This is a genomic window from Bradyrhizobium sp. WSM1417, assembly GCF_000515415.1.
Taxonomy (GTDB): domain Bacteria; phylum Pseudomonadota; class Alphaproteobacteria; order Rhizobiales; family Xanthobacteraceae; genus Bradyrhizobium.
The window spans coordinates 7,745,883-7,770,579 of record NZ_KI911783.1 but is presented as its reverse complement, the minus strand read 5'-3'; the positions used below and the strand labels follow the sequence as shown (position 1 = coordinate 7,770,579).

Sequence of the window (24,697 nt, the reverse complement as noted above, 5' to 3'; positions counted from 1 at the left end):
TTTGACGATGGCGGCTTTCCCGGGCATGATCGCGCGTTGCTTTCCGCTCAAATACCCAAGGATTTTCCCATATGCTGCGATATGCCCTCGCCACCGCCGTCATCGTCTGTCTGGCCGGCGGATCGGCGCAGGCCGCGCGCTGCGGCGGCGACTTCAACAGCTTTGTCGCCAGCATGGCCTCGGAAGCGCAAGGAGCCGGCGTCTCGGCAAGCGTGACCAGCGCGGCGCTCAGCGGTGTGCAGCAGGACGGCGCGGTGCTCGCCTTCGACCGGCGCCAGCGCTACACCTTCAACAAGAGCTTTGAGCAGTATGTCTCGACCCGCGTCGGTCCCGGCCGTATCAACGGCGGCAAGGCGCTGTTGCAGCGCCATGCCGCGCTGCTCTCGCGCATCGAGCAGCAGTTCGGCGTGCCCCGCTATATCCTGGTCGCGATCTGGGGGCTGGAGAGCGATTTCGGCAAGGGCGACATCGGCAAGCTGCCGGTGGTCCGCACCCTGGCGACACTGGCGCATGATTGCCGCCGCACCGAGCTATTCCAGGGCGAGCTGCTCGCGGCGCTGAAGATCGTGCAGCGCGGCGACCTGCCGCTGCGCGACCTCATTGGCGCCTATGCCGGCGAGATCGGCCAGACCCAGTTCCTGCCGTCCTCCTACATCAAGTACGGCGTCGATTTCGACGGCGACGGCCACGTCGATCTCCGCCACAGCGTCCCCGACGTGCTCGCTTCGACCGCGACCCTGCTTCACACCAGCGGCTTCAAGATGGGCCAGCCCTACGGCGAAGGCACTCCCAATTTCGAGGCCATGCGCGAATGGAACAGGGCGGTGATCTATCGCAAGACGATCGGGTATTTTGCCGATCGGCTGGCGGGGCAGTGAGGGGAGCTAACCACAGTCGTCGTTGCGAGCGCAGCGAAGCAATCCAGAATCTTTCCGTGGAGACAGTCTGGATTGCTTCGTCGCTGCGCTCCTCGCAATGACGAGCGGAGACAGTGCCGCGCCCCTGACTTACTTCGCCAGCCCCTTCGCCATCCTCTCCAGCTTGCGCTGTAACGGCGCCCAGTACGTTGCCGGGCGGAAGCGCTGCAGGAGATCCATGAAGCGGGCGTCGTTGCCGATCAGGATGCGCGGTTCGTTTCTCTCGATGCCCTTGATGATGCGCAGCGCGGCGTCTCGCGGCGTGGTCTTGGCCGCGTTCTCGAACCGCTCGATCGATTGCGACCGGCGCGCATTGTCGGTGACGCCGACCCCGGTGCGCGAATTGCGGGCGATGGCGGTGGCGACGCCGCCGGGATGCACGACCGACAGCCTGACAGGGCTGCCCGCGACTGCAAGCTCGTGCCGCACGCTCTCGGAAAAGCCGCGCACCGCGAATTTCGCCGCGGCATAAGCCGACTGTCCGGGCGGGGCGATGATGCCGAAGATCGAGGACAGGTTGACGATGTGCGCCTCGCCCAACGTCTTCAGATGCGGCAGGAAGGCGCGCGTGCCGTGCACCACGCCCCAGAAATTGATGTCGAACAGCCAGTCCATCTGCGCCTGGTCGATCTCCTCGAACGAGCCCATCAGCGCCACGCCGGCATTGTTGACGACGATGCCGAGCGCGGGATGCGCGGTGGTCGCCTCACGCGCGAACTGCGCGTTGTCGTCGGGCTCGCTGACGTCGACGCGATGCAGGCTGACCTTGCATGCGGCTCCGATCTCGGCCGCGAGCGTCTTCAGCCCGGCCTCGTCGCGATCGGCGAGCGCGAGATCGCAGCCGCGCCGCGCAAGCTCGATCGCCAGCGCGCGGCCGATGCCGCTTGCCGCTCCGGTGATGGCGGCGGCGCCGCGGATTGCAGTCATGATGATCCCCCGTCGAGCCTTGAGCGGAACTATGATTTACATTTTTTCATATTGGAACCGAACCGCATCGCTGTTCCCACCTTAACCTACGTTACTTGATGAAGACAGGCAGCATTGGGAGCCGCCGATGGGACAAGCACAGCCATTTCGCGCCACCGCACTGATCGTGGAAGACGACCTCATGCAGAGGGAGATGCTCAGTCTTCTTCTCGAAGAAAGCGGCTACGACGTCATTCAATGCGAGAGCGCCGAGGCGGCCGAGCTTGTGCTGGAGAAGAGCGCCGGCGCGCTCTGCCTGATGATGACCGACGTGCAACTCGCCGGCCGCATGAACGGGGTCGAGCTCGCGCATGTCGCCAAGGACCGCAACCCGAAGCTCGACATCGTCGTCACCTCCGGCCGCCCCTTGATGCAACCCTTGCCGAACGGCGCAAAGTTCTGGGCCAAGCCCTGGGCGCCGCTCGACGTGCTCCGCGAGGCCGAGATCGCGCAACTGTCCTGACGCTCGATCCGGCAGGCCGGCTTTCGTGGTCCGGAGCGCGGTGATAAGGTCGGTCCATGACCTTGTCCTTCCTGCTCACCTCGCTGATCGTCGTCGCCTCGCCCGGCACCGGCGTGCTCTACACACTGGCGGCAGCGCTGACCCGCGGCTCGCGCGCGAGCATCGCGGCTGCCTTCGGCTGCACCCTCGGAATCGTGCCGCATATGACGGCCGCGATGCTGGGGCTCGCCGCCGTGCTCCACACCAGTGCGCTCGCCTTCGCCGCGCTGAAATGGTGCGGCGTCGCCTATCTGCTCTACATGTCCTGGCAGGCGCTTCGCGAGACCGGGGCGCTGGCGGTCGATGGCGAGATCCGCGAGCGTTCGGTTGGCCGGGTAATCGTGACCGGCTTCCTGATCAACATCCTCAATCCGAAGCTGTCGATCTTCTTCCTGGCCTTCCTGCCGCAGTTCATCGCTGTGGACGAAGCCCATGTGCTGGCCCGGATGCTGGAATTGAGCGGCGCCTTCATGGCGATGACGTTTGTGGTGTTCGTGGTCTACGGGCTCTGCGCAGCCTCGGTGCGCGAGCGTGTGATCTCCCGCCCGCGTGTCATGGCCTGGCTGCGCCGGAGCTTTGCCGCCGGCTTCGCCGCGCTCGGCGCCAAGCTGGCGTTCGCGGAGCGATAGCTTCTCCAGCCAATCAACGCGGGAGCCAATAAAAAAGCGGGCCTTGCGCCCGCCATCTTCCAGCTCAGACCTCCCACCCGACGCCCGGGCGGAGCGAGCTCCACCCGGGCAAAGAATAAGAAGCCTCGTTACTTCTTCTTCGCTGCCTTCTTGGCCTTCTTCTTCGTCGCCTTCTTCGCCTTCTTCGCTTTCTTAGCCATAGGATCCTCTTCAGGGTTAATGGTGAAACGCGACACGAGGGATGCTCGGCGGAGGGCCAGCCTCGCAACATCCTCGATGACAAGCTCAGCAGATTCGCGCGCTTCTGCCCCGCGCTGTCACATCCGTGTCATCGCGTTATCCACAGCTCAGATGCATTTTCGGGTGATTTTGGTTCGCGAATCCGGCGTCGCCGGCATGCCTAACGATCCGACAATGCGCCAGCCGTTCATGAATCCAAAACCAAAGGCATGCTTTCGCGGATCGCAGTGAGACTCCGTTAAGCGCGACGGCCGCATTGTCCCCGCAAGAAAACGGGGACGGGGTCATGGACGGACAGCTGGCAGGGACAGAGGGCGCGATGCTGCGCTTGTGGCGCGCGCCATGCTGAACGTGCCGACACTCTGGACCGTGTTCGTCGTCAACTTCCTGGCGCTCGGCCTGATCTGGGCCTACGTGACGCGCTCCTATCCGAAATTCGCGGCCGCACGGTTCTGGATGGCATCGTGCTTCGTCGGCGCGACCGGCACGATGGCGGCCTTGATCCGCCTTTTCGTCGTTTCGCCTGTCCCGCTTCTGCTTGGTGCCGCCGGCGTCATCGCGGCGAGCTGCCTTGCCGCCATGGGCATTCAGCGCTTCTACGGCCAACCGGTGTCCTGGCGCGTCATGGCCGCCACCGGAATTCTCAGCCTCGGTGGCGTCGTGTTCTTCATGGTCGCATACGATCACATGCAGCTGCGCATGCTCAGCTACTCGCTCGGTCAGGGGCTGCCGCTGGCGCTGTCGCTGCGTTTGCTGCTGTCGCCGCCGGAAGGCCGCGCCAGCCCGGGAGCCCGGCTCTCCGGCATCGTGATCATCACCATCATCGCGATCTTCGCGGCCCGTGCGATCGGCAATCTGCTCGGCGGCGATTTCTCGTCGGTCGCCGGCGGGCAGTCTCATGCTGTCATGGTGCTGGGCCTGCTGTTTCTGTCGATGACGCTCAATTTCGGCTTCCTGCTGATGGCGATGGACCGCCTGCGCAACGAGGTTGCCGACCTCGCGCTGCTCGACGATCTCACCGGTGTCGCCAACCGGCGGCACCTGTTGCAGCGGCTGGGTGAAGAATGCGCCCGCTCGGAGCGCAGCAGCGAGCCGTTCTCGCTGCTGGTGATCGATCTCGACGGCTTCAAGACCATCAACGACACCCATGGCCATGCCGCGGGCGATGCCTGCCTCCAGCACTTCACTTTGATGGCGCAGACGCGCTTGAGGCCCGGCGACATGCTCGCCCGCACCGGCGGCGACGAATTCTGCGTCGTGCTGCCGTCGTCAACCTTGCGCGAAGCGGCTGCGATCGCCCGCCGCGTGCTCGAGGTCTGCCGCCAGGATGCCGTCAACTGCACCGGCGTGGACATTCCGATCGCGATCTCGATCGGAGTGGCGCAGTGGGACCGCGGCGTCGGCCAGTTTCCGGACCGGCTGATCGCGCATGCCGACCACGCCCTCTATGCGGCCAAGAAGAACGGCAAGAACGACTTTGCCGTCCACGATCCGGCGCCGCCGCTCATGCCTGACCCGGTCGGTCCAGGCGAGGCCTTGCGCAAATTCGCGTAAGGGCGTGCTAACGTGAGGTCCGCACTGGACCCGCATGATGATCTCTCGCCTGCTCGCGGCCGTTCTCGCCGCTCTCATTCTGATCGCACCTGCCGCTGCCACCGACGCCGAGCTCGCAAAGCTCGCGCGCGCCTCCGGCACGCCCGACATTCCCGGCCTGAAGATGGTGTGGCTGGCGCCATGGGGCGATGTCGGCAACGCAAAACCCTGGCGCAACATCATCGTGCACCAGACCGAGGGACCGGCCGGCTCGGCGCGGGGCGGTGCTGAGGCGCAAGCGAAGAATCCCACGCGTCGCGGCGTCACATTGTGGGTCGAGACCGACGGCACCGTCTATTGGGCGGTCGCGGAAAACCTGGTGCCGACCCATGGCGACGGCGCCAACCGCAACGACAACAAGTACATCGACAACAAGCCGACCTATCGCCAGGTGGTGCGCGACAATTCGATCGGAGTCGAGTTCGCCGGCAACTATCCCGACGTCACGACGGGCCCGACCGCGGCGCAGGTCGCGGCATGGAAGATCCTCGTCCAAATCCTGCGCGCGCGCTACGGCATCCCGCTCGACCACGTCTATGCGCACAACTGGATCGACTACAAGGACGCCCGCTATTGCGAAGGCTGCTGGCTCGCGACGCTGGCGCGGGTTTGGGGGGCAAGAACTTGGGGGGAGTGACGAGCTACACCGGTTGCGACATCCAGCCGAACAGCCGCCGGATCAAGCCCGGCCGCCGCGGCAGTTCCGGCGGGTCATCCGCCGCCAGCACGCGTTTGAAGAAGTAGTCCAGGAACACCATGTCGTTCGGCTCGGTGACGGTGAATGTTTCGTCGCCGAAGTAGACGCTGTAATTGAAGAAGAACGGACCCATCAGCGGGATCGTGGCGGTCGAGGCGTAGTCCTTCGAGATCACGAACTCCGACGGCTCGAGCCCGTGGTCGCGCATCGCCTGCTCGACCAGCGGCAGCTTCCGCATGAACTGGGCGGAGAAACCGCCGACGGTGGATTGCAGGATGATCGACACGGTGCGTGTCCGTTCTCTTGAGGCTGCCGGTCCGATGCTTTTGGTCGGTCGACCGGCAGCGCGGGTTCAACGCAGAGCCACAACCCCGCTGTCATCGCCCGGTTTAGCCGGGCGATCCACTATTCCAGAGACCTGCATTGGAGACCTCGCTCTTACAACAAGCGCCGCGGCGTACTGGATGCCCCGCCTGCCGCCTGCGCTAAAGCTTCGGCGCCCCTAGACCTCAACCTCGGCGAAGCCTTGGCGTAGCCGGGTCGCGGGGCATGACGGTGAGAGTTGCGTCCAATAAAAAAGCCGGCGTTGCCGCCGGCTTTCTGTCTCTTGTCGATCCGCCAATCTCTGGCGCTAAAACCTCGCGCTTAGAGCGCGGCTTCCAGCGCGGCCTGTTCGGCCTTTGCGATCGTGCCCTTGACCGCGGACTGCACCTTCTCGAAGGCGCGGACCTCGATCTGGCGGACGCGCTCGCGCGACACGCCGAACTCGGCCGCAAGGTCTTCCAGCGTCATCGGCTCATCGGCGAGGCGGCGCGCCTCGAAGATGCGGCGTTCGCGCGGGTTGAGCACGCCCATGGCGCCGTTCAGGGCGTCACGGCGGTGATCATACTCCTCGTGTTCGGCCAGCATGGCTTCCTGGTTGGGCGAATTGTCGACCAGCCAGTCCTGCCATTCGCCGGCTTCGCCGTCGTCGCGGATCGGTGCGTTGAGCGACGCGTCGCCACCGAGGCGGCGGTTCATGTCGACCACGTCCTGAGCCGTGACGCCGAGACGCTTGGCAATGATGGCCACCTGGTCGGGGCGGAGATCGCCTTCGTCCAGCGCGGAAATCTTGCTCTTCGCCTTGCGAAGGTTGAAGAACAGCTTCTTCTGGTTCGCGGTGGTGCCCATCTTCACGAGCGACCACGAACGCAGGATGTACTCTTGAATCGACGCCTTGATCCACCACATCGCGTAGGTGGCGAGACGGAAGCCCTTCTCGGGCTCGAACCGCTTCACCGCCTGCATCAGGCCGACATTGCCTTCCGAGACGACCTCAGAGATCGGCAGGCCGTAGCCGCGATAGCCCATGGCGATCTTGGCCACGAGACGGAGATGGCTGGTGACGAGTTGGTGCGCGGCGTCACGATCATCGTGCTCGCGCCAACGCTTGGCGAGCATGTATTCCTGCTGGGGTTCCAGCATCGGAAACTTGCGGATTTCGCCGAGGTAACGGGAAAGGCCGGATTCGCCGTTAAGGACCGGCAGGGTAGCTGTACGGGCCATAGTGCGCCCTCCAAACAGGTTCAGGCCCCCGATAGCGGCGGGCCAGGCAGACGACCGCTTGGTTAAAGCCGATCGGTGCTGCGATGTTCCGCGTTGGTCTTCAACGCAAGCGCAATATACTCCATCGGGAGGCAAAAAGGGAAGGATTGCTGACGTCACGTCCCCGTGTGGCAGCTATAACTTTTTGTAATGTAAAGCATTTCTGAAGCGGCCTGCGTCATAGCGCCGCTTTCAGGACCCCCTGAAGGAGAAGCAAATCCTCCGGCAGAGGCGTCTCCCAGTGGAGTAATTCTCCAGTCCTCGGGTGCTGCAATACCAGCAGGTAAGCGTGGAGGGCCTGCCGGCCCAGCGCGGCCAAGACGGCCTGCGACTCAGGGCTCAGCTGGTTTGCCTTGGTCTTGAAATGCGGGCCGTAGACGGCGTCACCCATCAGCGGGTGGCCGATATGGGCGAGGTGGACGCGGATCTGGTGGGTGCGCCCGGTCTCGAGCTCGCAGGCGAGCAGCGCCGCGATCGGCTTGCCGTCGCGCCCGGCAAAACTCTCCAGAAGCTCCCAATGGGTCACGGCCTCGCGGCCGCCTTGGCGCACCGCCATCTTCTCGCGCGCATGCGGGTGGCGGTCGATCGGCGCGTCCACGGTGCCGCGATGGCGGCCCGGCAGCCCCCAGGCAAAGGCCATGTAGCCGCGCCGCATCGGCCCGGTGCGGCCGTGGTCGGCGAATTGCGCGGTGAGCGAGGCATGCGCGAGGTCGTTCTTGGCGACCACCATCAACCCCGTGGTGTCCTTGTCCAGCCGGTGCACGATGCCGGGCCGGCGCACCCCGCCGATGCCCGACAGCGATGAGCCGCAATGGGCGATCAGCGCATTCACGAGCGTGCCGGTCTCGTGGCCCGCCGCGGGATGCACCACCAGCCCCTTCGGCTTGTTGAGGACGACGATGTCGTCGTCCTCGAACACGATGTCGAGGGCGATATCCTCGCCTTTCGGCTCCGGCGCGGCCGCTTCCGGCACGTCGATTGTGATCGTATCGCCGGAGGCGACGTGATAAGCGGGGTCCCGGATCGCGGCGTCCCTGAGGCTCACCGCGCCCGCCAGAATCAGGGTTTTCAGCCTCGATCGCGACAGCTCGGCAAGGTGCAGCGCCAGCACGCGGTCGAGCCGGGTCGAGCCCTCGGAGCCTTCGACGACAACCTCCAACCTTTGCGCAGAGCCAGAATTTTCCATGACGACGTCTGATACCGTTGTTCCCGACCCGAGCCCCGAGCAGGCCGCGCTGTTCGCGCGGGTACGGCGGATGATGCTGATCGCGGGGTTGACCACGGCGCTGGCAATCTGCGCCGTGCTGATCGCGGTGGGCTACCGCCTTTTCAAGTCCGAGGGAAGGGCGCCCGAGCCGGCAGGCGACGTCACCGCGACCCTGCCCAAGGGCGCCAAAATCGTCTCAAGCGGCGTCGCCGGCGACCGGCTCGTGATCACGCTCGACGTCGGCGGCGTCACCGAGATCCGCACCTTCGACGCCCACACCTTGCGGCCGGCCGGAAAGCTGAAATTCGCCAACGAGCCGTGAGGCGGGCCCCGGAACTCGCCGCCATCGTCGTCCTGGCGAAAGCCAGGACCCATAACCACCGAATCCGATTGCGTGAACGAGATCGTCGTTCCGATCGACCTTAACCATCCCCATTCCGGTTAATGGGTCCTGGCTCTCGTGCGCAATTGCGCACCAAGCCAGGACGGCCCCAAGCAGACGTCCGAAACCCTCGATCCCCGCTTGCCGCCGGCAAAATTCGAGGCTATGTCCTCTCCCTCACGCTCCCTTCGTCTAGCGGTTAGGACGCGGCCCTCTCAAGGCTGAAACAGGGGTTCGATTCCCCTAGGGAGCGCCATTTTTCCTGCCAGACTAGGCACTTCGAAAACCGGCCATTTCCGCTTGTAGCCCCAACCGGCGTGCGCAGTTCGCACGGCTCGGCGCGGGCGCTCTCCTAAGCGATCGTGCCGTCGATCGAGCGGCGGATCACCCGCTGTACTTCTGCATTCGACAGAAACAGATCGTGGTTGATGATGCCCCAGCCCTCCTGCGAAGCATCGACCACGCGCACACCGAGCTGCGCGATGACGGCTTTCTCGGCGGCGCCGACCCGGGTCATTCCTCCTGCGATCTGTCCCGACAGCGCCAGCGCGCGATCGTTCGTTGCGGCGATGACGGTAATCTTGCCGGCCAGCGGACCGATACGCTGGATCGCCGACGAGAACACGTCCATGTCGATATCAGGCGCGGCAAACACGACCGCGCCGATCTTGCTCGTCACTGTATCGCCATATCGCGCATAGAGCTGACGCAGGCTTTCGAGTGTCAGCATGGTTCCCATGCTATGCGCAACGATGTGCACGCGGCCGCCGGCTGGCGTCGACACGAGCGCAGAGAGCACGCGTTCGAACTCGTCGCGGGACCACATCGCGCTGTCGCGATCATAGGCATAGTCGAACAGTCCTGCCTTGGAGGGCCAGGAGAACACCATGGTCCGGCCGCGGAACTTGATGCCGTCCGAGAGATGGGCGCCATCCAGCACCGCCGTCTCGAATGTCTGCTTGAAGCCGTGCACATAGATCAGCACGTCTCCTCCGCCGGCCTGCGCAACGAGATCGCCAGCGTCTGCCGATACCGGTTCGAGCCGATCAAGGCGCCAATCGCCAAATCCGACCGAGGCGAGAGAGAGTCGGCTCTCGTCCGGCGCCACCAGCTTCGCCCGCGCTACCGTCACGTTGGTTGCGCGCTCCGGCCCGAACCAGGGTTTCGTGCGACCACCGTTGACGGGCTTGCGCGTGGTAGCGACGAGCAATGTGGGATCAAGGGAGAGCGATGACGCGTCGAAACGCGCCCCGGTCGCACCCAAGCCGGCGCATCCGCCGAGCGCAATGGCGGTCCCTGCCGACATAAATCCACCGAGGAGCGCGCGGCGCGAAATAGAAGGACGAGGGTCGCGTTGCAGAAGAGGTCGAACGATCACACGAAACCTTTGGGAACTTTGTCCACCGTAGCGCCCCATCTAACTTCCTGAATGACAATGGGGGCGAGAAGACGGCGGAGCAGCTTCGCGGGTCCCCTTGCATGGTCGTGGCGTCCGTCGTCTCCGATGGTCGAAACAGACGCAAACGCAAGTCAAGCGGTCGCATCAAAAATATTCCACTTTACCGAAATTCGGATTTGTCGTATGTGTCTGCCATCCCAGCCCACAAAAGGGGCGGTCGTACGTCGTCACGAACGCGGGTTGGGAGTTGCGGTGGACGCGGGCGGCGTTAAAGGCGGGCTTGTTGCGTGCAGGGCGAGATGAACCTCGTGAGCATGGCACGAACCGCATCGACGGACGGCGCCGAAGCCCTGCGAAGCCTCTAGGCGAAGCAGGGTCAGCTCGCGTACGGCGAAACCGTGTGGTCCTGGCCGTCGTTGCTACGGTCAAGCCTTTGCGAAGGCGTCAGCGCGTCAACCGGCGCGGTGCCGTGCATTTCGCGGAGGTGACGGAGGCAAGCAGGAACTCGTCTCCGGGGAGAGCGCGGCATAGGCCGTCAAACCATCGCGCAGGGAAGGCCTGGTCTCGGCTGCCCTGTGGCTCCCCTGTGCATTGCGTGTGCAATCAGTTCGCATGGGGGTTTTTATGGGTGCCAGCCGGCGCCCGGTCTTCCCTGCGCGCTTTCTTCTCGAGGGGGTGAAGCGAGAAGCATAGCTCGGGCAAACCTGCCGCGAGACTGCACGCGCGTGTCTGCGACCCGCATGTAAATTGACCTCCCTTTCGAACCAGCTTTGCGAGCCTTCCTTGCGAGCATGATGCATCGGCATCGGTGGAGGTGGTCGTGCCTCCCGGAATCTGCCTTGATGCGAGCTCAGCGTGAGGGAGTGACGATATGAGCGGCTTGGTGATCTCTGGCGGCCGGGTGGTGGATCCCGCCAGCGGAATGGACGAGGTTGGCGATGTGGCGGTGGTGGACGGCAAGATCGCCGCGGTCGGCGCCTCGCTCGGCGGCGCCGAGCGGGTGATCGACGCGACCGGGCTCGTGGTCGCGCCCGGCTTCATCGACCTTCATGCGCATGGCCAGTCGCTCCCCGCCGATCGCATGCAGGCGTTCGACGGCGTCACGACGACGCTCGATCTCGAAGCGGGTGTGCTGCCGGTCGGGTCCTGGTATGAGCGCCAGGCGCGGAAGGGACGCGTGCTGAACTACGGCGCCGCCACCAACTGGGCTTTCGCGCGTATTGGCGCGATGACGGGCTCCAACGCGGAGAGCTCGCTGGAGGCATTCGGCAACGCCATGCGCGATCGCCGCTGGATGGACAACGTGGCCAGCGATGCGGAGGTCGCCGGCATTCTGGAGCGCCTTTCGCGCGGCCTGAACGAGGGCGGCATCGGCATCGGCATCTTGAACGCCTATGCGCCGGGTGCCGGCGTGCAGGAGCTGACCGCGGTGTGCCAGCTCGCGGCCGCGCAGGACGTTCCGACCTTCACCCACGTCGCCTACATGTCGCGCGTCGACCCCGAGAGCGCGGCGGAGGCCTATATCCGCCTGATCGGCTATGCCGGCGCCACCGGGGCGCACATGCACATCTGCCATTTCAACTCGTCGAGCAAGACCGACGTCGAGCGCTGCCGCGTGCTGATCGCGAAAGCGCAGGCGCAGGGCCTGCCGATCACGGTCGAGGCCTATCCCTACGGCACCGGCTCGACCGTGCTGGCGGCGGCCTTCTTCAGCGACCCCGAATTCGTCGAGCGCAACGGCACCGGTTACGATTCCGTGCAGCGGGTGACCGACGGCCATCGCTTCAGCGATCGCGAGGAGCTCTTGAAGGCGCAGGCTGAAGAGCCGTCGTCGCTGGTGCTGTGGCACATCCTCGACACCGAGAACAATGCGCATCACCGCGACCTGCTCGACATGTCGGTGCTCTATCCCGGCGGCGCCATCGCCTCCGACGCGATGCCGTGGACGACGTCGGACGGCAAGACCTATACCGGCGATGCCTGGCCGCTGCCGGACGACGCCACCTCGCATCCGCGCTCGGCCGGCTGCTTCACGAAGTTCATCCGCGAATGGGTGCGCGAGCGCAAGACCGTGTCGCTGCTCGAAGGCGTGCGCAAATGCGCGCTGATCCCGGCGGAAATCCTGTCGCAGAGCACGCCCGCGATGCGCGCCAAGGGAAGGCTCGCGAAGGACGCCGATGCCGACATCGTCGTGTTCGACTACGAGAAGCTCTCGGACCGCGCGACCTTCACGGCGATGAACCGCCCCTCCGAAGGCGTGCGGCATCTGATCGTCAGCGGCCAGCCATTGATCAGCGATGGCGTGCTGGACGTCGCGGCGCGGCCCGGCCGTCCCGTGCGGCGTCCCGTCGTCGGAAGCTGATCCATGCCGGTCCCCATTCTCCTGGTGACGGGCTTTCTGGGGGCCGGCAAGACCACGGTCGTGAACCATCTGCTGGCGCACGCGGAGGGGCGGCGGATTGCCGCTGTGGTCAACGATTTCGGTGCGATCAACATCGATGCCGAACTGATCGCGGGCGCAAGCGACGGCGTGGTCAGCCTCGCCAATGGCTGCATCTGCTGCTCGCTCGAAGGCGACCTGCTGCGCACGCTCTCGACGCTGCTGCGGCGTGATCCGAAGCCGGAATACATCGTCATCGAGACCAGCGGCGTCGCCGATCCCGCCGAGATCGTCCGCAATCTGATGGATCCGGTGATCCTGCGCGAGGCGCCGCTGGAGACGGTGCTCTGCGTGATCGACGCGGCGACACCGCCGGCTGCCCTGGATGATGCACTGTATCGTTCGCAGCTGCGCGTCGCCGACATCGTGGCGCTGAGCAAGCTGGATCTGGCGGACGAGGGCGCGGGTGCGCGGATGCGCGAGGCCATCCGCGCGCAGCGCCTCCCTGCCGTGGTGGTCGATGCGCAGCACGGCGAGATTCCGTCCGCCCTGCTGTTTCCCGCAACCGTCGATCGCGCGCCGCCGCTACGCGAGCCCGGACCGAAACGTCCGGCAGAGCAACGCTTCGAAACGCTGAGCTGGACCTCGGAACACCGGATCTCGCTGGCCCGCCTGCAGCAGGCGATCGGCAAACTTGCGCCAAAACTCGCGCGGGCAAAGGGCCTGTTCGAGACCGTCGAGCAGCCCGGGCGCCAGATGGTGTTTCAATTCGCCGCCGGCCGCGCCACGCTGGCCCCTGCAGATGGCGATGCGCCGACGTCGGGCGCGCCGCGGTCACGCATCGTCTTCATCGCCGAGCTCGGGGTGCTCTCGAAGGCCGAACTCGATGGGATTATGGAGACGTGCGTTGCCGGTGGATAGCCTGCTTCGAGCGAGGCATGTCAGGTCAAATCGCGCAACACCTGACCGCGCGTTGCCTCAGTTCTCTACCGGCAATCCGTTGCCGTGCACATACCAGTTCGCGCGTGAGGTCCACTGGGCATGCCGGTGGGGCGTCGCGCCCAGCGGCTCGTCGAACGCGCCGGCGTGGATGATCGCTTCGCGTCCGCTGCGCGTCAGATGCGGCATCGGGCTGCCGCAGGTCCTGCAGAACGCCGTCGGGAAGCTTCGTGCATTGGGCAGATCGAAGCGCGCAACGGATGTTTCCCCGCGCAGCCAGCGTAGCGCCCCCGCCTCCACGATCACCTCGCAGGCATGCGCGGTCCCGGTTGCCTTGCGGCCGCGCGAGCAATGGCAGTTGAGGAAGCGTTCGAACGGCGCCTCGACCTCGAACGCCACCTCGCCGCACAGGCAGCTTCCCCGAAACGCGGCCATCTCACTCCCCCTTCGGCTCGGTCGGTTTCTCGGCGGTTTCGTCGGCGTGAACTGGCGGAGCGCCGTGCGCGCCGCGCAGCCGAATCATGGTGTCGATCACGTCGACCTCGATCTTCAGCATGTCGAGATCGCGCGTCATCTCGCGCACCTCTTGGCCCTTGCGCGCCAGTTCCTCGGAGACGTCGACCGCCATCTTGCGCTCGGTGACGCTGCCTTGCGTGTTGACGAACAGCTTGGCGCGCATCCATTCGAGCCGCGCCCGCTGGGTGTCACGCTCGAACTTCTTTTCCGCATAGCGCCGCCGCGCCTCCGCGTAGGCACCGATCAGCGCGGTTTCCGGCAAGCTCCACAATTGCTCGACCGACATGGTCATGCCGCTCACGTCCCGGGTTCGGCTTGGAGGAGGTGTACTCCGCAGCCTATCAGACCCTTCCGGCCGGCAATTCTCAAGAGGGCGTCAGCAGTTTCGGCAAACTCAAGCGAATTGTGCGATGCCGTTTCCAACGGACCAGTTCGCCGCCGGCGCGTCGAGTACGTTCACGAACACGTCCTCGGGCCTGATGCCCGGGTTCTCGCCGAGCAGGTCCGCGATCCGCCTGTACAGGGCCTTCTTCTGCTCAGGCGTGCGCGAGGCGAACACGGTGATCTGGATCAGAACGGCGTCGTCGCTGCGCGTGACGCCGTAGGCGTTGCCGCAGCGGAAGTTCGCGGGCGAATGCTCGCTGATGGTCATGAACTCGTCGCCTTCAGGGACGTTCAGCGCCTCGCGCATGGCGCGGTAGAGGCCGTCGAGGATCGCCTTCCGGTAGGCTTCGGGCTTTCCGGCGCGCATCGAGATGTGGAGGAGAGGCATCGCGAATTCCTCATTGACGAAAGGCTGCGTAGGCGCCAGTTTGTTTTTGACGCAGCGTCAAGAAAACATATTTTTGACATCGTGTCAAATATGCCTGACGGGAGCAAAGCTTGAGGCCGCGCGAATTCGACCATGACGATGTCCTGCGCATCGCCTTCGACCAGTTCTGGCGCAAGGGCGTGCGCGGCACCTCGCTGTCGGACATCGCACGGGATGCCGGTGTGCAGCGCGGCAGCCTCTACAATGCCTTCGGCAGCAAGGAGGCACTATTCCTGCAGGCGTACGAGCGCTATGCGGGCGACTATCTCATCGCTTTGCAAAAGGCGCTGGGCGCGGGCAGCTTGCGAAAGCGCCTCACCGCGTTCTTCGACCTGACCATCAGCAACTTCCGCGCCGGCTCGCCGCCGCGGGGATGTCCGACCACGCGCGGCCTGATGGAGCTCGGCGCGGCCGAAGGCGAGGGGCTGGACGAGGCGGCGCGGCAGGCCTTCGCGAACCTCATCTCGCGCATCACTGTTTTGGTTCAGGAGACGTTGTCGGCGGGTGCGGCGCGCGGCGAGTTCAGCGGCAATTCCGCGGCCGCGGCACTGCACATCATCACCGTGACGCGCGGCCTCGCCGTGCTCGAACGCGCCTTCGGCGACGAGCCGCAGCTGCGCAAGATCGCGTCCCACACTATCGATCTCGTGCTCGGCAAGAAGGGCGGCTAGGTGTCAGCAGAAGGCGAGCGCGTTGACCGCCCTCGTTGTCGCAATCCCGTTCTCGTCGCCGACGAACTGACAGACGGCGGATTCGAGCTCGCCCGGCTGGTTGCCGCGTGCCACCGCCAGCAGCCGCATCAATTCCGCCTCGTCCTTCGACAGGCGCCGGCACGACGGCGGCATGAAGCACAATTGGCAGGGCCGGCCGCTGCGCAGGATTCTGACGAGCGCGGCAACGCGTGCGACCAGCAGCGGGCTGTCGGCGATATCAGGTGCCTCGTCGGCGAAGCGATAGGCCGCCTCCCAGCAATCGGACGCGCCGGTCGCATAGGCGGCTGCGATGAACCGCAACAGCGACAGCGTGACGCGGCCAAAATCATCGTAGCTCTCGACGTCAGGCCGCGTCGCAAGCGCGGCCTGGAGTGGACAGAGCCGCGCTTGGCCGGATTCCGTGACAGGCACAAAGCCGCAACTATCCTGCATCATGCGCGATCTCGTCAGTGCAACGTGGGGCTTCCGACCAGCCAGCTCTTCATCGCCATCGTCCGGTCATGGTCGAAAGACGGAACGTGTCGGTCAGGCAGGATGAGACCGGCCATGCGGAAGATCGTTGCAAGCCCGCGCACGGGTGCGAGAGCCCAATCGGCGCCGACCGGCGGCAGCCAGCATTCGAACTGCTCGCGCGCGATATCGTCGCGCTCTTTCTGCGCGGCGGCGATCGCCCGCAACATGCCGTACTCGCTGTCGGACATCCGCGGGCAGGTCGGGCAGTGCACCGCGATGGCCGTATGCGCCGTGCAGGCAAAGATCTCGATGATCGATTCCAGCGACGGCACGGCGTCGCCCACGCGAAAATGGTCGTACACTTGCTGGATGTCGGCCGCGGTGGGAACAGCGCTTCCGCTGCGTGCCTTGGCCCGAAATCCCCAGATGAAGAGCCGCTCCGCCGCGCTCAGCGCCGGAAGATCGAGGGACCCTGTCGATGTCGATTGATGCATTCTAGCCTCTGGCCTCTGGCTGCGCCGACGCCCCGGCCGGCGCCGATGATCTGCGCCGATCGTTCGGTCAGAGCCCCCCGCAAGTCAACGCTCGCAGGGGCGATATCGAGGCCTTCTAGTTTTGAAGAGTTCGCATCTCGGATGCAGCCAGTCTCGCGAGCCTGCGAGGCCGTCCGCGGCATGCCGGTAGGATTCTACGGAGTTTTGCGGGGACTTGGGGGAACCCGAATGCTTAAAGCTTTGCTAAGGGACGCGGGATAAACTGGCATATCAGCCCTTCCAAATCTTGCGAGCACCGATGTTTTTCTCCCGCATCAGTTTCAAGCTGGTCCTGATTGTCGGCATCAGCCTCCTCGGCATGATCGCGCTGGCGCCGATCGCGCTCTCGACGCTGCGCGCGCAGATGATCGCGGACCGTGAGGCCAAGACGCAGCATATGGTCGACGTCGGCTATGGCATCCTGGCGCACTACCAGAAGCTCGAGAGCGAAGGAAAACTCCAGCGCGAGCAGGCGCAGGCCGGCGCGATCGCGGAGATCAAGAGCCTGCGTTACGACAGGGTCGAGTATTTCTGGCTCAACGACATGACCCCCAAAATGGTCATGCATCCGATCAAGCCCGAGCTCGACGGCAAGGATCTCTCCGGGATGAAGGATCCATCCGGCAACGCGCTGTTCGTCGGCTTCGTTGACGTCGTCAAGAAGCAGGGAGCGGGCTTCTACAGCTACCTCTGGCCGAAGCCCGGCTTCGACCAGCCGGTCGGGAAAATCTCCTATGTGAAGGGTTTTGCGCCCTGGGGCTGGATCATCGGCACCGGGATCTATCTCGACGACGTCGACGCCGTCTTCCGCCAGAATGCGATGACCTTCGCCCTGGTATGCCTGGTCGTGTTCGTGCTCGTGCTCGGCGCTTCCTTCGTGATCGGCCGCAGCGTGACCCGGCCGCTGACGAAGATCACCGCGCTCACCGAGCGCCTCGCCTCCGGTGACAGCGCGTTCGACGTGCCCCATACCGACCGACGCGACGAGATCGGCGGGCTCGCCAAGGCGCTCGCCGTGTTCAAGGACAATGCTGCGGAGGTCGGCCGGATGCACACCGAACAGCAGGAGACGAAGCAGAAGGCCGACGAGGAGAAGCGCAGAACGATGACCGACCTCGCCGGCAAGTTCGAGGCGAACGTTCAGGCCGTCGTCCGCGACGTCTTCAATGAGGCGCGCGCGATGCAGCAGGCCGCGCAGGGCATGTCCGAAACCGCCAACAAGGCGACCGACCGCGCGAGCTTCGTCGCCACCGCCTGTCAGCAGGCTTCAAGCAACGTGCAGACGGTGGCCTCCGCCGCCGCGCAGCTGTCGTCCTCGATCACGGAGATCAGCCAGCGCGTCGCGCAGGCTGCAAACGTGGCCGACAAGGCCGCCGCCGACGGTCAGCGCACCAACGACACAGTGCAGGGACTTGCCGCCGCCGCGCACAAGATCGGCGAGGTCATCGACCTCATCAACCAGATCGCCTCGCAGACCAATTTGCTCGCGCTCAACGCCACCATCGAGGCGGCGCGCGCCGGCGAGGCCGGCAAGGGCTTTGCCGTGGTGGCAAGCGAAGTGAAGTCGCTGGCGAGCCAGACCGCGAAGGCGACCGACGAGATCGGCGCGCAGATCACCGCGATCCAGGCCGAGACCAACCAGGTGGTCGGCAACATCGACAGCATTCGCAAGACCATCATGGAGGTCAACGAGATCTCCTCGTCGATCGCCGCAGCGGTCGAGGAGCAGGGCGCCGCGACCGCGGCGATCGCCCACAGTGTAAGGGAGGCCGCCTCCGGCACCGACCAGGTTTCCCAGAACATCTCGGGTGTGACCGATGCGACGGCGGAGACCGGCCAGGCCGCCGGCCTCGTGCTGCAATCGAGCGGCCGGCTGTCGCAGAAGCTGCAATCGCTGGAAGACGAGGTCAGCGCTTTCGTTGCGGGGGTGCGGGCGGCTTAGTATAGCAGGGGGATGGGCCAAACTTCCGATCGGCGCGCGCGCATTCTCCTGATCAATCCGAACAGTTCCGTGGCGACCACTGCGATGATGGTTGCCATCGCGAGGTCGGCCGCCGTCGATGGCTTCGAGATCGACGGCGCGACCGCAACGCGCGCGCCGCAAATGATCGTGACGCCGGATGCGTTGGATGCAGCCTCCGCCGAAGTTCTAGAGATCGCGGAGTCGAACCGGCGTGCATGCGACGGTATCATCGTCGCGGCGTTCGGCGATCCCGGATTGGCCGGGATCAGGGCCGCGATAAAGCTGCCCGCGGTCGGCATCGGCGAGTCCTCGATGCTGGCAGCCGCCGAGAACGGCCGCCGCTTTGGCATAGCGACCACGACGCCGCTGTTGGAAGCAAAGATCGACGCCTTGCCGGAAGCGCTGGCGTTGCGATCGCGTTACACCGGCGTCCGCTTCGCGGAGGGCGATCCGCAGGAGCTAATGCGCGATCCGGCGCGATTGTGCGCAGCACTCGCCGGCGCGGTCGAGGCCTGCATCGCGCAGGATGGCGCGGAGGCGGTCATCATAGGCGGCGGGCCGCTGGGCGAAGCCGCGCGCGAGCTTCAGCCGATGTTCACCGTGCCGATCATCGCCCCGATCGCGTCTGCCGTGGCGCGGATTATTCGCCTCATCACGGCGCGCGCGACCGACTGAAATTCCGGCCCGCGGGAACGGTCGTCGGGACCGGCGTTCTTGCCCTTGACGGCCTCGGTTAAAGTGACGAAGCAGAACCATCGGACCTGTCGACCCGCGATTGGGCACGCGGGCATGGAGACGCTGCATGTCGTTCAAGAAGCTCCTGATCGCCAATCGCGGCGAGATCGCCATCCGCATCGCGCGCGCCGCCGCCGATTCCGGCATCGCGACGGTCGCGATCCATCCCGCGGACGATGCGCTGTCGCTGCACGTGCGGGTTGCCGACGAGGCGGTCGAAATTCCCGGCCGCGGCGCGCGGGCCTATCTCGACATCGACGCGGTGGTGAGAGCGGCGAAAGCGGCCAGCTGCGATGCCGTGCATCCCGGCTACGGCTTCCTCAGCGAGAACGCTGCGTTTGCGAAGGCCTGCGCTGATGCAGGCATCGCCTTCGTCGGGCCGAAGGCCGTGGCGCTCGAACTGTTCGGCGATAAGGTCGCGGCACGGCAACTGGCAAAGCGCTGCGGCGTGCCGATCATCGCCGGCACCAGCGGGCCGTCCTCGCTGGAGGACATCGCGGCGTTCTTCACCTCGCTCGGCAGCAACGCGGCGATCGTGATCAAGGCGGTGGCCGGCGGCGGCGGCCGCGGCATGCGCGTGGTCGAGCGCGCTGCCGATCTGGCGGAGGCCTACGCGCGCTGCCAGTCCGAGGCCAAGGCCGCTTTCGGCTTCGACGGCGTCTATGCCGAGCGGTTGATCCGGCAGGCGCGCCATATCGAGGTACAGATCATCGGCGACCGCCACGGCGCGATCTCTCATCTTTGGGAACGCGAATGCACCATCCAGCGCCGGCACCAGAAGCTGATCGAGGTGGCGCCGAGCCCGTCGCTCAGCGACGGCTTGCGTGGCCGCATCATCGAGGCGGCGAAGCAACTCGCCGTGGCCGCCTCTTACGACAATCTCGGCACGTTCGAGTTTCTGGTTGACGGCGCTGCCGAAGACAGTTTTGCCTTCATCGAGGCCAACCCGCGGCTCCAGGTCGAGCACACCGTGACGGAAGAGGTGCTGGGTCTCGATCTCGTCCGCGCTCAGCTCGCGGTCGCCGCCGGGGCCTCGCTTGCCTCGCTCGGCCTGGCGCAAGGCTCGATCCCGAAACCGCGCGGCTACGCCATGCAGTTGCGTGTCAACATGGAGACGCTGGACGAGCTGGGTGCGACGCACCCGACCGGCGGCGTGCTCGCCGTGTTCGAGTCGCCGTCGGGCCCCGGTGTCCGCGTCGATAGTTTCGGTTACGCCGGCTACAAGACCAGCGCCGCCTTCGACTCGCTGCTGGCAAAGGTCATCGTGCATACGTCCGGTGAAGCCTGGCACGAGGTCGTTGCCAAGGCTTCGCGCGCGTTGCGCGAGTTTCGGATCGACGGCGTCGTCACCAACATCGCCTTCCTCCAGGCCGTGCTGGCGCATCCCGACTTCCGGTCCAACCGCATCGCGACAGACTTCATCGATCGCAACATTGGCAAGCTCGTCGAGGCCGCGGATGGCGCCGCAAAACCACTCTATTTTGCCGCGACCGAGCGAAGCGGTGGCCAAGACACCGATGCACGCGTCGCACAGGTGGTGCCTGAAGGCGCCGTGATGGTCGCAGCGCCCTTGCAGGGGACCATCGTTACCATCCAGGTGAAGGAAGGCGAGGTCGTACGCCCGGGCCAGCAGCTCGCCGTGATCGAGTCCATGAAAATGGAACATCTGGTCATGGCGGAGCAGGGCGGCCGTGTCATGAAGCTACTCGCCGGCGACGGTGTCACGCTGATGCATGGCGAGCCGATCATGTATCTGGAGCCGCTCGAGGTTGCGGCTGATGCGTCGGCAACGGAAACCGATGTCGATCTCGACCACATCCGTCCTGATCTCGCCGAGCTGATCGCGCGCCAGGCCAACACGCTCGACGAAAATCGCCATGCCTCGGTCGAGCGCCGGCGCAACACCAATCAGCGCACCGCGCGAGAGAATGTCGCGCAGCTCGTCGACGATGGCTCGTTCATGGAGTACGGCAGCCTTGCGATCGCGGCGCAGCGGCGCCGGCGCAAGCTCGATGATCTCGTCAAGAACACGCCGGCCGACGGCCTCGTCATGGGCGTCGCGACCGTCAACGCCGAAAAGTTCGGCCCTGAAAGCGGCCGCTGCATCGTCGTGGCCTATGACTACACCGTGCTCGCGGGCACGCAGGGCCACATGAACCACAAGAAGATCGACCGCATGCTGACGCTCGCGGAAGACTGGCGCCTGCCGCTGGTGTTTTATGCCGAAGGCGGCGGCGGCCGGCCCGGCGATACCGACCGGCTCGGCATGACCGGGCTCGATGGTCCATCCTTCGTGCAGTTCGCGAGACTCTCGGGTCTCGTGCCGGTCATCGGCGTGGTCTCCGGTTATTGCTTCGCCGGCAATGCCGCGATGCTCGGCTGCTGCGATGTCATCATCGCCACCAAAAACGCCTCGATCGGCATGGGTGGCCCCGCGATGATCGAGGGCGGCGGGCTCGGCGTCTATCACCCGGCCGAGGTCGGTCCTGTTACGTTCCAGTCGCCGAACGGTGTCATCGACATCCTCGTCGAGGACGAGGAGGAGGCGACGCGTGTTGCGCAAAAATATCTGTCTTATTTCCAGGGGGCAGTGACGGACTGGCAGGCCGCCGACCAGCGGCTGCTGCGCCGCGCCATCCCCGAGAACCGCCTGCGCGTCTACGACATCCGGAGCGTGATCGACCTCGTCGCGGACAAGGACTCCGTGCTGGAGCTGCGCCGCGACTATGGCGTCGGCATGATCACCGCGTTGATCCGCATCGAGGGCAGACCGTTCGGCCTGATCGCCAACAATCCGCGCCATCTCGGCGGCGCGATCGACGCCGATGCCGGCGACAAGGCCGCGCGCTTCCTCCAGCTCTGCGACGCCTTCGATCTGCCGATCGTCTCGCTGTGCGACACGCCCGGCTTCATGGTCGGCCCGGAAGCCGAGAAGACCGCGATCGTGCGCCACGTCTCGCGGATGTTCGTGACAGGCGCGAGCCTGAGCGTGCCGTTGTTCGGCATCGTGCTGCGCAAGGGCTACGGGCTCGGGGCGCAGTCGATGATCGGCGGCGGCTTCCATGCCTCGTTCTTTACCGCGGCCTGGCCGACCGGCGAGTTCGGTGGCATGGGCCTGGAGGGATACGTCCGCCTCGGCTTCCGCAAGGAAATGGAGGCGATCGCCGACCCGGTCGAGCGCGAGACCTATTATCGCAACAAGGTCGCCGAGCTCTATGCCAACGGCAAGGCGGTCTCGATCGCATCGGTGTTCGAGATCGACAACGTCATCGACCCCTCTGAAACGCGGCGGTGGATCATGGCAGGCCTGCGCTCAGTGCCGAAGCCGCCGGCGCGCAATGGGAAGAAGCGGCCGTGCATCGATACGTGGTGAGGGCGGTGCAGCAATTCTGATTGCGCCTTGCCGCGTTCCGGTTCCCGATTGACATCCCCGCCTGCGGTGCCAGACTTTGCACAATAATACAGGGTGGAGACGTCCGCGATGGCCAGCCTTTCGGCCTCGAACCATGTCGCCCGTGTCTTGTCCGTCGCCAATCAGGTTGCAGACCGCTTGGCCGACGTCGATGCCTCTTCGCGCATTGCCAATTCCTGGCGGCGCTGCCTGGTCAGCCACAAGCTCGATCCCGCCCGTCAGGGGCCGCCGCAGACGCTCACCGAAGCCGAGATCCGTCACGTCGCCGAACCGATGGAAGAGACGATCCGGCTCGTAACACCGGAGCTCGACGATCTCGCCCGCGTGCTGCGCGATGCCGGCTATTGCGTCAATCTGGCAGACGTGAACGCAACCATGCTGTTCAGCCGCCTGCCCGGCGAGGCCGACGCAAGACTGTTCATGGATTGGAAGATCTACACCGGCTCGAATTTTTCCGAGGCCTTCGAAGGCACCAATGGGCTCGGCACCGCGCTCGCCGAGCAGAAGCCGATCCTGGTGCATCGCGACGAGCATTTTCGCGCGCAGTGGCACATGTTCTCCTGCGCCGTGACGCCGCTGTTCGACCAGGCCGGACGGCTCGCAGGCGCCGTGAACATCACTTCCTGCCGCGAAGACCTCGAACGCACCGCGCATCAGCTTGCGCTCGCGGTGACGATGGAGGCAACGCGGCGCATGGAGGGTGCGATCTTCCGCGGTCATTTCCGCCACGCATGGATCGCAACCGTTCCGGGCGATGGCGGCAGCGGCCTGCTCGCCTATGACGACGATCGCCGCATCGTCGGCGCCTGCCGTTCGGCGCGCGCGCTGCTGGGTCTCACCGACGGCTTGATCGCATCCGGCATCGATCTGTCGCGCTACGTCAAGTTCGACCATCCCGCTGCGCGCGACGCAGACGATCTCGTCGAGCTGCGCCGGGCCGATGGCACTCCGTTGGGGCATGGCCATGTCGCGCCCCCGCTGCGGGCGAGGGTCTCGAGCCGTCCGCTCGCGCCGCGCCGCGATGCACAGGTCGATCGATTCGATGCTCTGCAGCGGCTCGCCGGCCGCGATCCCGGCCTGATCAGGAGCGTGAAGCGACTGAGAAGCATCGGCGATCGCAATCTGCCGGTGCTGCTGCATGGCGAGACCGGCGTCGGCAAGGATGTGTTCGCCCGTGCCATTCACGCAGCCGGCAATCGCGCGCGCCACAACTATGTCGCGCTGAACTGCGCGGCGATGCCGGAAAGCCTGATCGATGCCGAGCTGTTCGGTTACGAGGCCGGTGCCTTCACCGGCGCACGCCGCGACGGCTCGAAGGGCCTGATCGTGCAGGCCGACGGTGGCACGCTGTTCCTCGACGAGATCGGCGACATGCCGATCGCCCTGCAGACGCGGCTGCTACGGGTGCTGGAGAACCGCGAAGTCTGGCCGCTCGGCGCGCTGAAGCCCGTGCCGATCGACATTCGCCTGATCAGCGCCACCCATCGCGATCTCGGCCGCATGGCCGAGGAGGGCGCCTTCCGCACCGACCTCTATTTCCGTCTGCGCGGCATGGAGGTGCGGCTGCCGGCCTTGCGCGATCGCGCCGACCGCGACGACGTCATCCGCCAGATCGCGCGCGAGGAAGCGCCGAACTGCTCCCTCTCTGACGAGGCCTGGGCGCAACTGGCGGCCTATCCCTATCCCGGCAACATGCGCCAGCTCCGGCATGTGCTGCGGCTCGCCGGCTGCACGGCGGAGGACGGCGTCATCACCGATGCCGACCTCGATCTGCCCCCGTTTGGTGGAAGGGCGGTGGAGGCGGACCTCACGGCGGCGGAGCGCGCGGCGATCGTCGAAGCCTTGCGCAAGCACGGCGGCCGCGTGACGGAAACAGCGCGCGCGCTGAAGCTGAGCCGCGCAACGCTGTATCGCAAGATCAAGCAGTTGAAGATCGAGACGACGCAGTAGTCCTCAGCTGTGTGCGGCGAGCGTTCTTGCCCTCTCCCCTTGTGGGAGAGGGTGACTCGCCGCGTAGCGGCGAGACGGGTGAGGGGTATCTCTCCGCATTCACCTCAGCCATTTGTGTACGCGGAGAGATACCCCTCATCCGGCGCTTCGCGCCACCTTCTCCCGCAAGGGGAGAA

The 24,697-nt window shown here is 65.5% G+C and carries 23 protein-coding genes and 1 tRNA gene; 14 read left to right on the top strand and 10 right to left on the bottom strand.

All coding sequences use genetic code 11. From position 1 onward, the window contains the following. Positions 1–71 precede the first annotated feature (71 nt). Entirely contained in the window at positions 72–878 is an 807-nt protein-coding gene (locus tag BRA1417_RS0138020; protein ID WP_027520280.1) for a lytic murein transglycosylase, read from the top strand. 129 nt (positions 879–1,007) lie between these two features. On the opposite strand, the gene BRA1417_RS0138015 is transcribed toward BRA1417_RS0138020, so the two are convergent. Continuing rightward, entirely contained in the window at positions 1,008–1,844 is an 837-nt protein-coding gene (locus tag BRA1417_RS0138015) for an SDR family oxidoreductase (RefSeq protein ID WP_027520279.1), read from the bottom strand. 127 nt (positions 1,845–1,971) lie between these two features. On the opposite strand from BRA1417_RS0138015, the gene BRA1417_RS0138010 reads away from it, so the two are divergent. From BRA1417_RS0138010 to BRA1417_RS0137990, 4 genes are all read left to right on the top strand, one after another. Next, the gene (locus BRA1417_RS0138010; RefSeq protein ID WP_027520278.1) at positions 1,972–2,346 is read left to right on the top strand and encodes a response regulator; all 375 of its coding nucleotides are present in this window, start codon (positions 1,972–1,974) and stop codon (positions 2,344–2,346) included. A 56-nt stretch (positions 2,347–2,402) separates the two neighbouring features. Further along, positions 2,403–3,014 carry a LysE family translocator gene (locus BRA1417_RS0138005; protein ID WP_027520277.1) on the top strand — a complete coding sequence of 204 codons (612 nt, stop codon included), beginning with the start codon at positions 2,403–2,405 and terminating at the stop codon, positions 3,012–3,014. 582 nt (positions 3,015–3,596) lie between these two features. Next, positions 3,597–4,808 carry a GGDEF domain-containing protein gene (locus BRA1417_RS0137995; protein WP_027520276.1) on the top strand — a complete coding sequence of 404 codons (1,212 nt, stop codon included), beginning with the start codon at positions 3,597–3,599 and terminating at the stop codon, positions 4,806–4,808. A gap of 34 nt (positions 4,809–4,842) precedes the next feature. Continuing rightward, positions 4,843–5,484, top strand: coding sequence for a peptidoglycan recognition family protein (locus BRA1417_RS0137990; RefSeq protein WP_027520275.1), 642 nt, complete (start codon positions 4,843–4,845; stop codon positions 5,482–5,484). Between the two features lie 4 nt (positions 5,485–5,488). On the opposite strand, the gene BRA1417_RS0137985 is transcribed toward BRA1417_RS0137990, so the two are convergent. The 3 genes from BRA1417_RS0137985 to BRA1417_RS0137975 form a co-directional block, all read right to left on the bottom strand. Continuing rightward, positions 5,489–5,830, bottom strand: a complete 342-nt coding sequence (locus BRA1417_RS0137985) for a hypothetical protein (RefSeq protein ID WP_027520274.1) — start codon at positions 5,828–5,830, stop codon at positions 5,489–5,491. Between the two features lie 359 nt (positions 5,831–6,189). Next, positions 6,190–7,089 (bottom strand): RNA polymerase sigma factor RpoH, encoded by a 900-nt coding sequence (gene rpoH / locus BRA1417_RS0137980; RefSeq protein WP_007596598.1) that lies wholly within the window; start codon positions 7,087–7,089, stop codon positions 6,190–6,192. Positions 7,090–7,306: 217 nt separating this feature from the next. Next, positions 7,307–8,314 (bottom strand): RluA family pseudouridine synthase, encoded by a 1,008-nt coding sequence (locus tag BRA1417_RS0137975; protein WP_027520273.1) that lies wholly within the window; start codon positions 8,312–8,314, stop codon positions 7,307–7,309. Between BRA1417_RS0137975 and BRA1417_RS0137970 the strand changes: the two genes are divergently transcribed. Both BRA1417_RS0137970 and BRA1417_RS0137965 read left to right on the top strand, forming a co-directional pair. Next, positions 8,313–8,657 carry a hypothetical protein gene (locus BRA1417_RS0137970; protein WP_027520272.1) on the top strand — a complete coding sequence of 115 codons (345 nt, stop codon included), beginning with the start codon at positions 8,313–8,315 and terminating at the stop codon, positions 8,655–8,657. The two genes, BRA1417_RS0137975 and BRA1417_RS0137970, sit on opposite strands and share 2 nt — an antisense overlap. A gap of 241 nt (positions 8,658–8,898) precedes the next feature. Further along, a tRNA-Glu gene (locus tag BRA1417_RS0137965) sits at positions 8,899–8,973 on the top strand. A 96-nt stretch (positions 8,974–9,069) separates the two neighbouring features. Here BRA1417_RS0137965 and BRA1417_RS0137960 read toward each other — a convergent pair. Continuing rightward, positions 9,070–10,023, bottom strand: coding sequence for an alpha/beta hydrolase (locus BRA1417_RS0137960; protein ID WP_035969070.1), 954 nt, complete (start codon positions 10,021–10,023; stop codon positions 9,070–9,072). A gap of 964 nt (positions 10,024–10,987) precedes the next feature. On the opposite strand from BRA1417_RS0137960, the gene BRA1417_RS0137955 reads away from it, so the two are divergent. Further along, positions 10,988–12,478 carry an amidohydrolase family protein gene (locus BRA1417_RS0137955; protein WP_027520270.1) on the top strand — a complete coding sequence of 497 codons (1,491 nt, stop codon included), beginning with the start codon at positions 10,988–10,990 and terminating at the stop codon, positions 12,476–12,478. A gap of 3 nt (positions 12,479–12,481) precedes the next feature. Beyond that, positions 12,482–13,417 carry a GTP-binding protein gene (locus BRA1417_RS0137950; protein ID WP_027520269.1) on the top strand — a complete coding sequence of 312 codons (936 nt, stop codon included), beginning with the start codon at positions 12,482–12,484 and terminating at the stop codon, positions 13,415–13,417. Between the two features lie 57 nt (positions 13,418–13,474). Here BRA1417_RS0137950 and BRA1417_RS0137945 read toward each other — a convergent pair whose 3' ends face one another. The 3 genes from BRA1417_RS0137945 to BRA1417_RS0137935 form a co-directional block, all read right to left on the bottom strand. Continuing rightward, positions 13,475–13,870: a GFA family protein gene (locus BRA1417_RS0137945; protein WP_027520268.1), complete on the bottom strand. Its 396-nt coding sequence runs from the start codon at positions 13,868–13,870 to the stop codon at positions 13,475–13,477. A 1-nt stretch (position 13,871) separates the two neighbouring features. Continuing rightward, the gene (locus tag BRA1417_RS0137940) at positions 13,872–14,243 is read right to left on the bottom strand and encodes a hypothetical protein (RefSeq protein ID WP_027520267.1); all 372 of its coding nucleotides are present in this window, start codon (positions 14,241–14,243) and stop codon (positions 13,872–13,874) included. A 102-nt stretch (positions 14,244–14,345) separates the two neighbouring features. Continuing rightward, entirely contained in the window at positions 14,346–14,723 is a 378-nt protein-coding gene (locus BRA1417_RS0137935; protein WP_027520266.1) for a tautomerase family protein, read from the bottom strand. Between the two features lie 110 nt (positions 14,724–14,833). Here BRA1417_RS0137935 and BRA1417_RS0137930 point away from each other — a divergent pair, with 110 nt between their 5' ends. Further along, the gene (locus BRA1417_RS0137930; RefSeq protein ID WP_027520265.1) at positions 14,834–15,433 is read left to right on the top strand and encodes a TetR/AcrR family transcriptional regulator; all 600 of its coding nucleotides are present in this window, start codon (positions 14,834–14,836) and stop codon (positions 15,431–15,433) included. Between the two features lie 3 nt (positions 15,434–15,436). On the opposite strand, the gene BRA1417_RS0137925 is transcribed toward BRA1417_RS0137930, so the two are convergent. Together BRA1417_RS0137925 and BRA1417_RS0137920 are read right to left on the bottom strand one after the other, a co-directional pair. Further along, positions 15,437–15,910, bottom strand: coding sequence for a hypothetical protein (locus BRA1417_RS0137925; RefSeq protein WP_027520264.1), 474 nt, complete (start codon positions 15,908–15,910; stop codon positions 15,437–15,439). Between the two features lie 11 nt (positions 15,911–15,921). Further along, positions 15,922–16,422 (bottom strand): hypothetical protein, encoded by a 501-nt coding sequence (locus tag BRA1417_RS0137920; RefSeq protein WP_027520263.1) that lies wholly within the window; start codon positions 16,420–16,422, stop codon positions 15,922–15,924. Positions 16,423–16,720: 298 nt separating this feature from the next. Here BRA1417_RS0137920 and BRA1417_RS0137915 point away from each other — a divergent pair, with 298 nt between their 5' ends. The 4 genes from BRA1417_RS0137915 to BRA1417_RS0137900 all read left to right on the top strand — a co-directional run bounded on the left by BRA1417_RS0137915 (position 16,721) and on the right by BRA1417_RS0137900 (position 24,521). Continuing rightward, positions 16,721–18,403 (top strand): methyl-accepting chemotaxis protein, encoded by a 1,683-nt coding sequence (locus tag BRA1417_RS0137915; RefSeq protein WP_027520262.1) that lies wholly within the window; start codon positions 16,721–16,723, stop codon positions 18,401–18,403. A 12-nt stretch (positions 18,404–18,415) separates the two neighbouring features. Further along, entirely contained in the window at positions 18,416–19,099 is a 684-nt protein-coding gene (locus tag BRA1417_RS0137910) for an aspartate/glutamate racemase family protein (protein WP_027520261.1), read from the top strand. Between the two features lie 127 nt (positions 19,100–19,226). Next, on the top strand, positions 19,227–22,532 hold the full coding sequence (locus BRA1417_RS0137905) for a carboxyl transferase domain-containing protein (RefSeq protein WP_027520260.1): 3,306 nt from the start codon (positions 19,227–19,229) through the stop codon (positions 22,530–22,532). Positions 22,533–22,640: 108 nt separating this feature from the next. Beyond that, positions 22,641–24,521, top strand: coding sequence for a sigma-54-dependent Fis family transcriptional regulator (locus BRA1417_RS0137900; protein WP_027520259.1), 1,881 nt, complete (start codon positions 22,641–22,643; stop codon positions 24,519–24,521). Positions 24,522–24,697 lie beyond the last annotated feature (176 nt).